This is a genomic window from Fervidobacterium sp. 2310opik-2, assembly GCF_011057735.1.
Taxonomy (GTDB): Bacteria; Thermotogota; Thermotogae; order Thermotogales; family Fervidobacteriaceae; genus Fervidobacterium; species Fervidobacterium nodosum.
In genome coordinates, this window is record NZ_LNGG01000024.1 from 19,713 (window position 1) to 35,400 (window position 15,688).

A 15,688-nucleotide genomic window follows, 5' to 3' on the forward strand; every position below is an offset into this window, starting at 1 on the left:
TAAAAGTAAAAAATTCACAAGCACAAAAGTGGTCAAAATTTAGAAATATTCGTAGAAATATCAGTTATATTCAACGGTTTTAAGCAAAATAAACTATTTTAACGATTGTAGAAAAATTCCTAATTGAATATAAAAATTTAAAATTTTACAGAAAAGCTCAAATAATAATCTGTAGTAATGAATGGTATATTTACTTTTTGTTAAGAAGAAGCATTTATAGAACTCACTATGTTGTATATCCAATCCGTTATTGTGAAACCTTGAACGAGCTTTAATGGACTATCATTACCGTATAATATTACTCTATAACCAATTTCTAATCCGGAATAATTATCATAATACCAATCCAATCCCGTTCTAAAGGTTATGTAGAGCGTTTTTTGCCTTAACTCATCTAAAAATGTATTCCATTCTTCTTGGCTTACGGTTGAACTTGTCCAAATCGTAAGTGCCATCCCTGACTCAAGTGTACCAAATAATTCAATATTTTTAGACAACAATGTCCCCATACTTAAAAATCCTCTTGCTACCGTTGAACCTGCATACTCTGAAAAATTATAATTTCCAACGAGTATCGTCAGCAATTCTGCGTACGGTTTAATTATCACAGGTCTTACAATCATATTCCCATGTACGTAGCTTCAGTTGAATAAAATATAAACCTGTGATGATTCGTCATATGGTTCTCCCATATAAGTTTTTGAAATGAAAAGTGGGTCGAAAAAATAAGTTTCTATTGAAGAAACAAATAACGGCAATACATAGTATCTATAGCGAAGATTAAAAATTCCAAGAACATCAAATAGTGGTTGAGTTGAGACTTCCGAATTTCCAAAGGAAACACCAACCGATGTGAACTCGACGAAGAAACCTTCCTTGTGTTGTGGGATTATACTTAACACAAAGTCAGAAGATTTACTATCAGCAAATACCAAAGATGTTAATATTACAAACGCTGTTGCAAAAATAACTAAAATAGGCTTTCTTCTCATAATATTAACCTACTTGAATTTTATAACACAATAGAATTATACCACCAAACAAAAAATTATTTTATGATATAATGAAAAAGAAGACCAAATAAAATAGTGGTGGTGATAAATCTTGAAGAGCATGGAAAAAATAGACGGCGTTATTGAGCTAAGAAACGGTGTTGTCGAACGTATTAAACAATGTAATTTATTTATTTTAGATATCGATGGTACATTCTATTTAAGTGGGAAACCATTTGAAGGTTCACGTAAATTTGTTGATATAGTTGAACAACTCGGTAAAAAGTTTGTATTTTTAACCAACAATTCCAACAGAACTATCGATAGCTATGTCGAAGAGTTTAAGAACATTGGATTTAACCTTTCAAAAGAGCATTTCATAACAGCAGGCGTAGCAACCGCTGAGTATTTATTTGAAGAATTCGGTCCTGCTAAGGTTTACATCGTTGGAACAGACGAGATAAAAGAAGAATTCAAAAGAGTAGGATTAAATGTTGTAGAAGAAAACCCAGAAATTGTTGTCGTGACATTTGACAAGACATTAACATATGAAAAAATCAAAAAAGCAACGCAATTTGTTGCTAATGGTGCGCTTTTTGTCGTAACAAATCCAGATTTGAACTGTCCATCCGACGAAGGGCCACTTCCTGATGCAGGCGCTATTGCATCAGTTATCAGAAAAGCTGCTGGAGTTTACCCTAACATAGTATTTGGAAAACCAGAGCCTAAACTTTTGGAAATGGTAATGAGACGCTACAACATAAGCCCAACTGAGACTTGTATGATTGGTGATAGACTTTATACAGACATACTGGCAGGTATCCAATCTGGAACATGGACAGCACTTGTTTTGACAGGAGAGGCTACATTAGAACAAGCTGAAAAAGGACCTATCAAACCTCATATAATAGCAAAAGATATTGGGGTAATTGCAGAAATGCTTATAAAATAAAATGAAGGAGATATAGAGCATTAAAATATGATTAAATACGCTCTTAGAAATAAACCAATAGAAAAACTTGTTGAACTTGCCCAAAGTGGATTGAATGACGCTGTTGATTTGATAATTGAAAAGTATTACCCAATGGTTGTGAGAATCGCCTCACAATTTTATGCACCATGGGCTGAATTTGATGATATCGTTCAAAATGGACTTATCGGGCTTATAAAAGCGATATATTATTTTGAAGAGAATAAAAGTTCGTTTTCAACATTCGCTTGGAGGAGCATAGAATCTGAAATAAAAACATTTATTACTTACCAAAACAGAAAGAAAAACAAGATGCTTTCAGATTCAACAAGTATGGATTCGGTTTTTGACGATGTTGATGACGAGCAAATAGATTATTTTGTGGCCGATGAAAACACAAGTACTAACGTCGTGAAAAAGACCATTTTAAGTATCGTACATGAAGAAATATTGGAAAAGCTAAACGAAGAAGAAACGCAGATATTCGAGCTCTGGCTTGACGGGTACAGTTACAAAGAAATTGAAGAAATGGTTGGTGTAAATTTCAAAAAAGTCGATAATACGGTACAGAAAGTTAAAAAAATCGTCCGAAGTAAATTGAGTACATCTATCTTACCGTTCTTGGAGGGATAATTCTGAAGCCTGATTTGAAAGTAAAAAGTGTTAAAGATATAGATTTCAAAAAATTACTCTCTGAAGGAAAGAGAGTTTTTCTTTTTGATTTCGATAACACAATCAATGTATGGAAATCTAACATCGTGCCAAAAGAAATAGAGGAGATATTCAAATATCTCCTCTCTAATGATGCCTCTGTTTTTATTGTCTCAAATGGGAAAAAAAGAAAATTAGAAATCAACAACGTAAAGATTATCTGGCGCGCTCTTAAACCCTTGCCATTCAAAGTAATGATGAGATTGAAAAAACATCTTAAAAATAAGGATGAGATAGTAGTTATCGGTGATCAAATATTCACAGACATACTCTTTGGTAAATTGATAGGTGCTTACACTATAAAAGTTGAACCATTAGATACAAGTAAAGAATTCATAACTACTAAGATTTTCAGATTCTTTGAGAGATTGTTCAAATTACACTGAAATCTTTATAAATGTAATGGCTTATCTGTTATTCCTTCGAGTGCACCAAGTAAAGTCTCACTCAACGTTGGATGTGGATGTATTGATTCTTCAAGTTGATGAGCCGTGAGTTTATTCTTAACTGCTACAACACCTTCCATGATAAGCTCAGTTGCAACTGGTGAGACAATAGACATTCCAAGAACTGTACCTGTTTCTTTATCGGCTATAACCTTTGCAAAGCCTATGTTTTCAAGCATCGTTCTTGCTCTTCCATTTGCTGATAGTGGGAACTTCGAAATCTTTACTTTTTCATGGTCGATATCTTTTTCCCTTAAACCAACGGATGCAACCTCTGGATTTGAGAATATGATTGATGGAACCGCTGAATAATCCATTTCTGCTTCTATTCCAGCTATATTCAACGCGGCAGTTATTCCTTCATAAGATGCCACATGTGCTAACATAATATGACCTCTTATATCACCGATAGCGTAAACACCTTCTATGTTAGTTTGCATCTTTCTATTTGTCTTTATTCCCCTTTCAATTTCTACATCTAATGCTCTTACATCTTCCGGTATATTTGGCCTTCGCCCAACAGCTAAGAGTATATGTTCAACTTCCACGATACTTTCTTTCTCATTGTTATCTTTTATCGTAACTCTGTAAGATTTTTCGAGTTTTTCAACGTTTGTAACTTTACTTTTTTCTTGGATTTCTACACCTTTTCTTATCATCGCTTTTTTAACTTCTTCGGCAACGTCTGAATCTTCGGTTGGTAATATGTGTTCAGCTAATTCCACAATTCTTACTTTTGTTCCAAGCGAACTGAAAAAAGTTGCAAATTCAACACCAATTACTCCCCCACCAATTATAAGCAAACTCTGTGGCACACTTTGTAACTTAAAAACATCATTGCTTGTCCATATACCCTCGATACTATCAAACGGTGGAAATACGACAGGAACGGAACCGTGAGCAAAAACAAGATTTTTCCCTTCAAATATCTCACCTGATTCTTTTATCTTCACCTGATTTTTATTTACAACCTCTGCAGTTCCCTTTATTAATGTTACATTATTCTTTTTCATGAGAAACTCTATACCTTTTCTCGACAACGTTACACTCTTCTGTGCGTGTGCCATTATTTTGGAAATATCGTATCCTTCAAAAGTTGCTTTAACTCCGTATTTATCTGCTTTTTCTCTTATTTCATCTATTAAATGTGTAGCTGTAAGCAACGCCTTTGTTGGAATACAACCCCAATTAGTACAAGTACCACCAAGATTCTCTTTCTCAACAAGTGCAACATTTTTACCCAAGTGTGCAAGTTTTATCGCGCAAACGTACCCTCCCGGTCCACCACCTATAATCACTGCATCGAACATAAAATTTCCCTCCTTGCTTTGTTTTTTACCACGGATAATTATCAATTATATGGTAACACACTAAACAACCAAAATCAACATTAATATTAGCTATTTAAGAAAAGCAAAATTCATGCTATAATTTAAAAAGCACAAAAATCGTAAACAAAAACTGGGAGGACGTTTGAAGATGCACATAGGAATCATATTTGGCACCAGACCGGAAATTATAAAGGTTGCACCTGTTTATTTGAAAGCAAAAGAGATGGGTATAAGTACCGACTTTATCTGCACAGGTCAACATAGAGAAATGGTCGATATGATGAAAGATATTTTTGCCATCGATTCTGATTACGATATGAACATCATGACTAAAGACCAAACATTGAACGATGTAACTTACAAAGTAGTTATGGAATTCGAAAAACTTTCAAAAGAAAAACACTACGATTGGATATTTGTTCAAGGAGACACAACAACAGCAATGGCAACAGCTATAGCAGCGTTCAACAGAGGTATAAAAGTTGGACATATAGAAGCCGGGTTAAGAAGTGGAAATCTGTACGATCCATTCCCTGAAGAAATGAACAGAAGAGTTATAGACCAAGTTTCAGAAAAACTCTTCGCACCCACGAAAAATGCAAAAAACACACTCTTAAAAGAAAACTTTCCAGAAGAAAAAATAATCATAACAGGCAATACCGTTATCGATGCCCAAATGTACGTAATGAACAAATTTGATTTGGAGTCTATACGTAAAAAAATAATCAACCATACGAATTATTTTGTCGTAACTCTACATCGAAGAGAAAACATCGGTCAGCGAATGAGAAATATCCTAAGAGCTATCAGGAAATTCTCAGAGGAGCAAAATATAGAGTTCGTGTTTCCAGTGCATAAAAACCCAAAAGTTAGAGAAATTGTGTACAGCGAGCTGGAAAATTGCAAAGGTGCTCATCTCATAGAACCAGTTAACTATGTTGAAATGACCTCATTAATTAAAGATAGTCTATTTGTCGCAAGTGACAGTGGGGGGTTACAAGAAGAGGCTCCAACATTTAAGAAATTTGTTGTTGTTTGCAGAGAAACAACGGAACGCCCAGAAGTTATTGAAAGTGGGTTTGGAGTCTTGGCAGGTACAACACAAGAAGATGTTTATAAAAACCTAAAATTAGCGCTCGAATTTAAACCAGAAGATAGGGAAAACCCGTTTGGCGACGGAAAAGCTTCGGAAAGAATTTTAATGAGTATATTATAAACAAATAAGAGCACAGTTTTCACTGTGCTCTTATTTTTTGTCTTTCAAAAATTTAAAAATCCCAAAGAGTGAACCTATACCGTACGATATATGCAAGGTAAGAAAACCTATCAAAGCGTAAAAAAACAAAGAAAAATCTTTGTGATTTAGAGAAATTCCAAATGAAGATAAAATATTCAATACAAAATACAAAATTAAAGGTATTGAAAAAATGACTTTGAGAAAGTCATCGAAGAATAGAATAAATGCAAAAAGTGTAATCAAGTAAACGACGAAAAACAATGGAATAAGATGCCTCAATCTGTAAGGATTTTCAGCAAACTTTTTACTGTAAGTAACCCAAAAACCGTTTGAAAAGTTATTTTTCCACAATTCTTTATACTTATCTCGCGCGAAATAGTAAGCTCTTGCTTGTGGAATCAACATAATCCTGTATCCTGAACCCTTCAACCGCAAGTTAAATTCGATATCTTGATTTCTTATCAAATTTTCATTAAAAAGACCAACTTTTTCAAATACTTCTCTTTTATAAACACCATATGCGACAGTATCAACATAAGTTTTTTCGACCGCGCCCAGTTTATACCTCGCTCCGCCAATACCAAATGGATGCTTTAAGATTTCAGCTATCGCCAAAGCTTTCTTCGATTCACTTCTTGGCAAAACTTCAACGACTCCACCCGCTATATCACACTCACCACTTTCAATTGCTTTTACACATTCTTTAATGTAATTTTTTGAATAAGAAGCGTGTCCACTTGCTATCATTACATATTCACCTGAAGAATTACGGATACCGATATTAAGCCCAGATGGGGTATAAACCTTTTCGTTTTCAATTAATTTAACCTTTTCTGGAAAACGCCCCACATACCTTTGAACTATATTACGTGTTTCATCGGTACTCATACCATCAATAACTATAATTTCAATATCTTCATATTCCTGCCCTAGTAAGCCATCAAGCACCTTTTGTATAGTCTTAGCCTCATTCCTAACAGGCAGCACAATGGATACCTTTTGCTCAGCCAATTTTATTTCCTCCTTGAAGTGATTTACCAATTACAATTATAACTTTTTTCGCCTTTTAATCAATACAACAAAGCATTTTAAGATATATATTTGTCTCTTAGTCAAACCTAATCAAATTTCGTGAAAAAATTCTAAATTATCTCTTGACTAATAGCAATTTTTGGTTTATTATAATTGTGAAAAAAATAACGTTATAAAAATAACAATTGTAATATTTCGTAGAATCGAGTTATAGATGAACATGAAAAATACATGATAAAGCTAATTAAAATGAACTAATTTTTGGAGGTGTGGTTAAGGTGACAAGGACATTCGATAAGGTCGAGAAGATATTGGAAAAGTACGGTTACAAGAAAGAGATGCTCATAAAAATTCTCCTTGAGGTTCAAAAAGAGTACAGACACATCCCAAGAGAGGTCGTTAACTACATAGGTGTCGCTTTAGGTATCCCACCTGCAAAGATTTACGGTGTTGCAACATTTTACGCGCAATTCTCCCTCAAACCAAAGGGCGAATACACAATTCTCATCTGCGATGGTACGGCATGCCATATGGAAGGTTCAATGAGTCTTGTAAAAGCTATAGAGGAAGAAGTGGGAATTAAGCCAGGTGAAGTCACGCCAGATTTGAAATTCAGCCTTGATAAAGTTGGTTGTCTTGGCGCTTGTGCTCTTGCTCCAGCTATGGTTATTAATGGAGAGGTTTACGGTAATTTGAAGCCAGAAAAGGTTAAGGAGATTCTTAGAAATTTAAAAGAAAGGAAGGCTGAGTAATATGGCAATAGCTGTTGAAAGAAAGTTCAAAAATCCAGCTGATTTGTTGAGATACATAGAAGAATTAAAAATAAAAAGAGAAAAGAAGCTCCAAAAACCATCTATATACGTATGTGTTGGTACAGGTTGTACCGCGAGTGGTTCGAGAAAGGTTTACGCTAAATTCGTCGAAGTTATAAATCAAAAAGGATTGGATGTAAATATAGAAAAGATTGACGATGATGACACACCAGTGAAAAAAACAGGATGCTGTGGATTATGTTCGCTTGGCCCACTTGTAAAGATAATGCCAAATGGAATTACATACAGCCATGTCAGTGTTAACGATGTTGAAGAAATAGTTGAGAAAACTCTTATGAAAGGTGAAGCAATTGAAAGGTTATTGCTCACAGACCCAATTACAGATAAAAAGGTTGAAAGGCTTGAAGATGCGACATTCTTTAAAAACCAAACATTTTACATAATGGAGGCAATAGGTACAAGCGAATGTGAAAGCATAGAGGATTACATGGCACGTGGTGGATATACTTCCCTTGCCAAAGTACTCTCTGGTATGGATAGAAAAGAGATAATAGAACAAATTAAAGCGGCTGGCCTGCGTGGTCGTGGTGGTGGTGGATTCCCAACGGGTTTAAAATGGGAGGCTGCCTATAATAGTAAAGGGGATATCAAATACGTTGTCTGTAACGCAGACGAAGGTGACCCAGGAGCATTTATGAACAGAACTTTGCTTGAAAGAGACCCACATTCTGTTCTTGAAGGTATGATTATCGCTGCGTACACAATCGGTGCGCAAAAGGGCTATGCGTACATCAGAGCTGAATACCCAATTGCAGTTGAGATGTTCAATAAAGCTATAGAAGATGCAAAAGAATACGGTTTGCTCGGTGAAAATATTTTAGGTACAGATTTCTCATTTGAATTGTACGTAAAAGAAGGTGCTGGAGCGTTTGTTTGTGGTGAGGAAACAGCTTTACTTGCATCTATCGAAGGTAAAAGAGGTGTACCAAGACCAAGACCTCCATTCCCAGCACAATCAGGTTTGTGGGGTAAACCAACGTTAATAAACAATGTTGAGTCTTACGCAAATGTACCAAAGATAATTAGAGATGGTGTTGAAAATTATAGAAAACGCGGTGTTGAAAAATCACCTGGAACGAAGATGTTCTCAGTCACAGGGCCTCTCAAACTTACAGGTATCATTGAAATCCAATTTGGTACAACGTTAAGATATATACTTGACAATATCTGCGGTGGTACATCAAATGGTCAAAAGATAAAGGCTATACAAATCGGTGGACCATCAGGCGCATGTCTCCCAGAAGAATTATTCGATTTACCTCTTGATTACGACACGTTGAAATCAGTAGGTGCAATGGTTGGTTCAGGTGGTATCGTTGCAATCACGGAAGATAGGTGTATGGTCGAAGTTGCAAGGTTCTTCCTTGATTTTACAAAGCGTGAGTCATGTGGAAAGTGTGTACCATGTAGGGAAGGAACAACACAAGCGTATAACATACTAGAAAAATTCACACAAGGTAAAGCTACTTACGAAGACCTTGAAACACTCGAACAATTGTCAGAAATAATCAAGACAGCATCATTATGTGGACTTGGTAAGACGGCTCCAAACCCAATTATCAGTACATTGAAGTATTTCAAAAATGAATACATCGAACATATAGAAGGTAAATGTCCGAGTGGAATGTGTACCGCGTTTAAGAAATACATTATCATACCCGAAAAGTGTAAGAGCTGTAGCTTGTGTGCGAGGAGTTGTCCAAATAATGCAATCAGTGGCGAAAGAGGTAAGCCTTACGTCATCGACCAGGATAAGTGTATTAAGTGCGGCTTGTGTGTAACGAAGTGTAAATTTGGCGCCATAGAACTTGTCGGTTAATTATTCGGGAGGGTGATGAGCAATGAAAATAAAAGTTAACGGTAGAGAAGTTGAAATTAGGAACGATGCAAGAAATGTTCTGGAAGCACTTAGAGAAGTGGGCATAGAGATACCAAACTTATGTTATCTCTCAGAAACTTCCGTTTACGGCGCATGTAGAATGTGCCTTGTAGAAGTCGATGGAAGAGAAATAACAACTTCATGTACACTTATGCCGAGGGAAGGAATGGAAATAAAGACACACACACCGAAGATTTACGAAATGAGAAAAGGTATACTCCAACTCTTACTTGCTTCTCACGATGGCGATTGTACAACATGTGAGATGAACGGAAAATGTAAACTTCAAAAGTATGCTCAAGATTTCGGACTTACAACAAATAGATTCGAAAAGATATCAAAGAAAACAATTACAGATAAAAATTCTATTATCGTTAGAGATAATGCAAAGTGTATACTCTGCGGTGATTGTGTAAGAGCATGTGATGAGATTCAAACAGTTGCAGCAATCGATTTTGCTTACAGGGGATTTGAAGCACAAGTTGTTCCTTCATTTGAAGAAAAACTTGAAAATACAGAATGTGTATTCTGCGGTCAATGTGTCGCTTACTGTCCAACAGGCGCTCTAGCTATAAGAAACGACGTTGACAAGGTTTACAAAGCAATTGAGGAAGGAAAGTACGTCATCGGTATGATTGCACCAGCAGTTAGGGCTTCATTACAAGAAGAATTCGGTATGGAAGACGATATAGCAATGGCTGGTAGAATGGTATCTATTCTAAAGATGATAGGTTTCAAAAAAGTATTCGATGTTGCATTTGCGGCCGATTTAGTTGCATATGAAGAAGCGCATGAATTTATGGAAAGACTCGAAAATGGTGAAAAGTTACCACAATTCACATCATGTTGCCCTGGCTGGATAAAATTCGCTGAACAATATTATCCAGAATATCTTCCAAACTTATCGAGTGTTAAATCACCACAGATGGCACTTGGAGCAATTATCAAAAAGTACTATGCACGAGAAATCGGTGTTAATCCAGAAGATATAGTTCTTGTTTCAATTATGCCATGTACCGCGAAGAAATTCGAAGCGGAAAGAGAAGAATTTGAAGGGGATATTGATATAGTCCTTACAACAAGAGAACTTGTTAAGATTTTCAAAGCAACGGGAATTGATATAAAGATGGTTGAACCGGAACCATTCGACAGACCTTACGGTCTTTCTTCTCAATCAGGATTGAGCTTTGGTAAGACAGGTGGAGTTTTGGGTAGCGTCGTAAAAGTTATAGAAGACAAAGTAAACGTTAAAAGAGTAAATACAAGAGAAATTGCTCAGGGTGTAAATTTAACAGAAGTGGAACTTGAAAATGGAAAAGTTGTAAGAGGTGTAGCTGTCTTCGGTCTTGGCAATGTTAGAAAGGTAATTAGTGACATAAAAGAAGGAAGGCTCAACGCAGACGTTGTTGAAGTCATGGCTTGTAACTATGGTTGTATCGGTGGCGGTGGACAACCATATCCAAACGACGTAAGAACAAGAGCAAGAAGAGCAAAGATTCTCAAGGAAACACAAAGTGTCGATGTACTTATATCACCAACGGAAAACTTCCATATGAGAGAACTTTACACAAAATACTTTGGAGCACCACTCAGCCACGAAGCACACGAAGTATTACATACTGAATACAAACACAGAAAGAGAATTGAAGAGGAAGAAATAGAAATACTCCCATTACCAGATGTTGAAGATAAAGTTTCCGTCAGTGTATGTCTCGGTACATCGTGCTATTCAAAAGGTTCATACGAAATTCTTGAAAACCTTATATCTTTAGCGAACAAAGAAGAATGGGCAAAGAACTTAGAGATTAAAGGTACATTCTGTGTAGAAAACTGTGGCATGGCACCAAACGTCGTAGTTAATGATAAAATAGTAGAGCAAGCAACAATCGAAAAAATAAAAGAGGTGGCGCTTAATGAACTTGGAAGAAAGAAAGGGGATCCTGAGGTTTCCAAAAGCAACATTTGAAAGGTTGAAGATTTACCATTCGCTGCTCACTCAACTTCAAAACGAAGGAAACGTTAAATACATTTCATCCGACGAGATAGCAGATATGCTCAGAATTACTCCAGAACAAGTTAGAAAAGATTTTTCATTTCTTGAAACAAACGGAAAGCCTAAGGTTGGATATTATATCCCGGAGTTACTTGCCGAATTAGATGAGTTATTTGGAACAAAAGATAGAGATAGCATAATCATAATTGGAGCGGGACATTTAGGACAGGCATTGGCAAATTACAAAGGTTTTAAAAACATAGGTACGCAAGTAGTTGCTATTTTCGATAACGATCCAGCGAAAATCGGTCAAATGGTTGGCGAGCTTATGATATTACCACTAAAAAATATTCCAAGAGTTATAAGAAGGTTCAAAGTAGAGATTGCAGCAATATGTGTTCCAGAAAGTTCAGCCCAAGAAGCCGCAGATTTGCTCGTTGGATATGGAATAAAAGCAATTTGGAATTTCTCGACAAAGATTTTAGATTTACCTAAAGATATCATAGTACAAAACGAAGATATAACAAGGGGACTGCTCGGAATAAAACATATGTTAATCGAAAGAAGACAAAGCGAAGCTGAAAAGTCTAACGTAACTAAATAATAAAAAATATTACATATAGTGAGGATGCGACCTCACAACGGCCACCACACCTTCCCACCCCGGTTTTTACCGGGGGATTTTTTTATCATTTTGTCATTTTATCAAACAATTATACAAAAAATCGGCTGCTCATAATTAAAGCAGCCGATTGATTTGTGATTTTAAAACATCACTTTACATTCCAAATTTCGTGGTACTCGTGAGGAGTCTCACAGTATTCACATACAAATTTACCATCAACTTGAATAAACGATGCCGAAACATTCTCTCCATGCGCTGGGTTTGTGATACAGTTTTCGTTTTTGCACCTAATTTCATCGAAATTATAAATCCTCGGTGGAAGCTGCAGTCTGTACTTTTCTACAACTCTGCTATCTTTAATTATATTCACTGTCGTATTCGGCGAAATGGCAGCTAATTTCTTTATTTCTTTGAACGAGAGGTATTTATCAGGAAGGCTTATGTACCCTTTGTAATTTCCATCAGCAGATTTGAATATTCCATCAGCGCTATCCACATCGTAAATTTTGAGAATTTTTCTTATCTTTACAATAGTATTGTAAATCTCTTCAGTTGTTTTACCTTTCGCTATATGGTCAATAACCGTACCATTACTGATGGGTTTAATTCCTCGCTTGCCTTCTTTAGCAACACCTTTTGTACCATCAACTATTGGAGCTGGGATTATAAAATCGTCAGGTAATTCTTCTCGTTTCTTTGTTGTGTCAAAATCCGCTAAAAGTGCACCACCAAGCATGGAAAGCAAAACAACTCTCACCCAATATCCATTAATCGCCTGATGTTCCCAACCATTTAGTGGAAGCGTGTCTAAGAATGTTGGAATTTCGGGATCGACTTTAGGTCTTGGAAGTGGATGGTAAAACTTTGTACCTTCTGGTATTTTATCAAGCATGTCTTTTCTGAATGTGACTGCTTTTTTCAAAAGGTGGGCTTTTTCGAGGATATCTTCTCCCATTCGTTCAAGTTGTAATCTTGTGAAGTACCAAATTGGTGCGGGATTGGTGGTTTCTAAATACTCATCTATCGAGCTATACAATCTAACTTCGAACCCATTTCTCTTCATTTTTTCAATATAACTTTTCGGCATTTGCAGTTCTTCCGGTGCTATTAAATCGACTTCAACATTTTTAAAGACTTTCAACCCATTGGCTTTTGAGTGAACAGTTCTTCCATGTAACAAATCACCGACAAGTGCAATTCGAATATGGGAATTATCAAAGTTCATCTGTTCTAAAAAAGTGAATTCGTCTAGTAATTCTTGTGTTGGATGTTCGTGTTTACCATCTCCACCATTAATAAACGCTGGGCGTTCGATTCCGTGTCTCTCTGCGAATTCACCAACTTTTTGCTCGAGTAAGCGTGTAACACCTTCTAATCTTGTTCTGAGTATGAAAATTGAATATTCACTGTAACCCGTTAACATGTTAAAAGTATCTACATAGCTTTCTTGCTTATTAAAAGATGAGTGTTCTGAATCAAATACATTTACTTTTGCGTTTTTGTGGAATTTAGCGGCGTTTATAAACGATTCCTTTGTACGTGTGGAAGGTTCTACAAAGACGATGTATATACCTGTCTCTCGTTTGATTTGAAATTCTGAAACATCTTCTTTGTTTCTAATCTTTTCCTTTAACTTTTGCGTACTCTTATACAAGAAAAGTTGTTCCTCAACAGAAAAGTCGTTTATAACCGCAAGTGTCCTTCCCAAAAAGTCTCTCTTCATACAAAACCACTCCCCCCACGTTCTAAGTTTTCTTTCCTGTTTTCTTTTTTGTAAGCATAGTGTACACATTATGCACAAAAGTACGCTATGCTTTGTATTCTATACCTATTGAATTATACCACAATCCAGAAAACGTAAAAGAGATATAATGTAAAAAAAGAGGTTCTGAAATCTTTCAGAACCTCTTTTTTTAAAGATTACATGTTGTATTTTTTCATACTTGATATATGAAGCAATCTTGATAAGATAACAAGTATTACAATTCCGACTGGTATGAGCACAAACGCTGAAATTTTTGAAAAACCGAAAATTAAGTATAAGAAAAGTGAAACCAGTGCTGTTGTCATTGCGTATGGTATTTGCGTATTCACGTGATCCATATGATCCGAACCAGAGAATATCGAGGAGAGAACAGTTGTGTCAGATATAGGTGAACAGTGGTCACCAAATATTGAACCTGCGAAAACAACTCCAGCCATTACTGTAACAGAGAAAAATGCATCACCAGTAATTTTGTAAGCAATCGGTATTGCAAGAGGTGTCATAATTGCCATTGTTCCCCATGATGTGCCTGTTGCAAAGGAAATAAGCATAGAGACTACAAAGATTATACTTGGTACCAAAGCAAATGAAGCATCTTCGCTTATCATAGAAACTACAAATTTTGGAAGCTCCATATCTTTTGTCACACTTCCGATTGACCATGCAAGTACAAGTATAGCACATGCGAGTAACATTAATTTCAAACCATCAAGGAATGTCTTCATCATTTCAGAGACGTTCATAAGTCTAAATCCTGCAGCAATTAACATGCCTGTGATAACCATTGCGAAAGCACCCCAGAGCAACGCAGTTGCCGCATCCGCGTTTCCTAACTTTTCAATCAAAGTTGTTCCACCGGCTTTTGCACCTGTATAATAAAATCCCCAGAGAGTTACTCCTATGAGAGCAACGATAGGTAAAACAAACGTCAGTATCATAGGTTTTTTAGTTATTGGTTCCCCAAGTTCGAAATCAACGTTAAGCATGGGCACTGCCCCATCTCTGTATGTCTTTCCTTCTTTTCTCGCCCTTAATTCTGCCTTGAGCATCGGACCAAAATCCCATTCGGTAATAGCAATTAATCCAACAAATAAAACAGTAAAAATACAATAAAAGTTAAACGGTATGCTTCCAAAGAAAGCTTTTATAGGAGTTACATCCTTTATTCCCGCAGCATCTATACCATTTTGAATCATAGATAATTGATATGCAATCCAATCAGAAATAAAGAATGTTGCCACAGGTGCAGAGGTAGAGTCAAGGATATAAGACAATTTTTCTCTTGATATCTTATGTTCCTCAAATATATCTCTTGTAACATTTCCAACAATGGCGGCATTGATGTAATCATTGAAGAAAACAATTATTCCAAGAAGCCATGCGGTTACATTAGCCGTCTTTCTTGATTTTATACGTTTCTTTGCCCACTCTGACAAAGCCATACTGCCTCCGAGTTTCCATATAAAAGCTATACCCGCTCCCATTAACAAATTGAAAAGGAGAAGTTTAGCATTCCATTCATCCGCCATAGAACCTATAATTTTGTCAAGCGAATACCCAACTGCAGCCATTGGGTTGAAAGAACTCAAGAGTAACCCACCGGTGAATATACCCAGGAAAAGAGAAAGAAGAACGTTTTTGGTGATGAAACTGAGAACAATAGCTACAAGCGGTGGCAATATAGACCAAGCTGTACCTTGCATCCTCCACACCTCCCAAAATAAAATAAATAAGAAATCTGGTACATTATAACATAATTTCTTTCAAACAGCGCGATTGAATTTATATTGTAACATTTAATCTGTATGTTATAATTTTCATGAATGAAATTTCAAAGTTATCAGAAAATATAAAATAATGGAAAGGAGCTATGT

General features: G+C 36.0%; 14 protein-coding genes. 8 read left to right on the forward strand and 6 right to left on the reverse strand.

Going from position 1 to position 15,688, the window contains the following annotated elements:
• Window positions 1–200: 200 nt before the first annotated feature.
• Together AS161_RS06900 and AS161_RS06905 are read right to left on the reverse strand one after the other, a co-directional pair.
• The gene (locus AS161_RS06900; RefSeq protein ID WP_164542257.1) at window positions 201–623 is read right to left on the reverse strand and encodes a hypothetical protein; all 423 of its coding nucleotides are present in this window, start codon (window positions 621–623) and stop codon (window positions 201–203) included.
• 18 nt (window positions 624–641) lie between these two features.
• The gene (locus AS161_RS06905; protein ID WP_164542258.1) at window positions 642–992 is read right to left on the reverse strand and encodes a hypothetical protein; all 351 of its coding nucleotides are present in this window, start codon (window positions 990–992) and stop codon (window positions 642–644) included.
• A 121-nt stretch (window positions 993–1,113) separates the two neighbouring features.
• On the opposite strand from AS161_RS06905, the gene AS161_RS06910 reads away from it, so the two are divergent.
• Genes AS161_RS06910 through AS161_RS06920 form a run of 3 tightly spaced genes read left to right on the forward strand, consistent with a single transcriptional unit; the run spans window position 1,114 to window position 3,059 of the window.
• Window positions 1,114–1,944, forward strand: a complete 831-nt coding sequence (locus tag AS161_RS06910; RefSeq protein ID WP_049751066.1) for an HAD-IIA family hydrolase — start codon at window positions 1,114–1,116, stop codon at window positions 1,942–1,944.
• A 27-nt stretch (window positions 1,945–1,971) separates the two neighbouring features.
• Complete coding sequence (locus AS161_RS06915) at window positions 1,972–2,595, forward strand: sigma-70 family RNA polymerase sigma factor (RefSeq protein WP_164542259.1); 624 nt, start codon at window positions 1,972–1,974, stop codon at window positions 2,593–2,595.
• A gap of 14 nt (window positions 2,596–2,609) precedes the next feature.
• Window positions 2,610–3,059: an HAD hydrolase-like protein gene (locus tag AS161_RS06920; RefSeq protein WP_164542260.1), complete on the forward strand. Its 450-nt coding sequence runs from the start codon at window positions 2,610–2,612 to the stop codon at window positions 3,057–3,059.
• A 5-nt stretch (window positions 3,060–3,064) separates the two neighbouring features.
• Here the strand turns inward: AS161_RS06920 and lpdA are convergent, their stop codons facing one another.
• Window positions 3,065–4,429: a dihydrolipoyl dehydrogenase gene (lpdA, locus tag AS161_RS06925; RefSeq protein ID WP_164542261.1), complete on the reverse strand. Its 1,365-nt coding sequence runs from the start codon at window positions 4,427–4,429 to the stop codon at window positions 3,065–3,067.
• A 169-nt stretch (window positions 4,430–4,598) separates the two neighbouring features.
• Here lpdA and wecB point away from each other — a divergent pair, with 169 nt between their 5' ends.
• The gene (gene wecB, locus AS161_RS06930) at window positions 4,599–5,666 is read left to right on the forward strand and encodes a UDP-N-acetylglucosamine 2-epimerase (non-hydrolyzing) (RefSeq protein WP_011993419.1); all 1,068 of its coding nucleotides are present in this window, start codon (window positions 4,599–4,601) and stop codon (window positions 5,664–5,666) included.
• A 30-nt stretch (window positions 5,667–5,696) separates the two neighbouring features.
• On the opposite strand, the gene AS161_RS06935 is transcribed toward wecB, so the two are convergent.
• Entirely contained in the window at window positions 5,697–6,698 is a 1,002-nt protein-coding gene (locus tag AS161_RS06935) for a glycosyltransferase family 2 protein (protein ID WP_164542262.1), read from the reverse strand.
• Between the two features lie 299 nt (window positions 6,699–6,997).
• Here AS161_RS06935 and nuoE point away from each other — a divergent pair, with 299 nt between their 5' ends.
• The 4 genes from nuoE to AS161_RS06955 are packed head-to-tail and all read left to right on the forward strand — an operon-like array spanning window position 6,998 to window position 12,028.
• Window positions 6,998–7,471, forward strand: a complete 474-nt coding sequence (nuoE, locus tag AS161_RS06940; RefSeq protein WP_011993417.1) for an NADH-quinone oxidoreductase subunit NuoE — start codon at window positions 6,998–7,000, stop codon at window positions 7,469–7,471.
• A gap of 1 nt (window position 7,472) precedes the next feature.
• Window positions 7,473–9,371, forward strand: coding sequence for an NADH-quinone oxidoreductase subunit NuoF (locus AS161_RS06945; protein ID WP_164542263.1), 1,899 nt, complete (start codon window positions 7,473–7,475; stop codon window positions 9,369–9,371).
• 22 nt (window positions 9,372–9,393) lie between these two features.
• Window positions 9,394–11,397, forward strand: coding sequence for a [FeFe] hydrogenase, group A (locus AS161_RS06950; protein WP_164542264.1), 2,004 nt, complete (start codon window positions 9,394–9,396; stop codon window positions 11,395–11,397).
• Window positions 11,345–12,028: a redox-sensing transcriptional repressor Rex gene (locus AS161_RS06955; RefSeq protein ID WP_164542265.1), complete on the forward strand. Its 684-nt coding sequence runs from the start codon at window positions 11,345–11,347 to the stop codon at window positions 12,026–12,028. Before AS161_RS06950 ends, AS161_RS06955 begins: the two co-directional genes overlap by 53 nt.
• 169 nt (window positions 12,029–12,197) lie before the next feature.
• Here the strand turns inward: AS161_RS06955 and AS161_RS06960 are convergent, their stop codons facing one another.
• Both AS161_RS06960 and AS161_RS06965 read right to left on the reverse strand, forming a co-directional pair.
• Complete coding sequence (locus AS161_RS06960) at window positions 12,198–13,772, reverse strand: bifunctional aspartate carbamoyltransferase catalytic subunit/aspartate carbamoyltransferase regulatory subunit (RefSeq protein ID WP_164542266.1); 1,575 nt, start codon at window positions 13,770–13,772, stop codon at window positions 12,198–12,200.
• A gap of 197 nt (window positions 13,773–13,969) precedes the next feature.
• Entirely contained in the window at window positions 13,970–15,517 is a 1,548-nt protein-coding gene (locus tag AS161_RS06965; RefSeq protein ID WP_164542267.1) for a Na+/H+ antiporter NhaC family protein, read from the reverse strand.
• Between the last annotated feature and the right edge of the window lie 171 nt (window positions 15,518–15,688).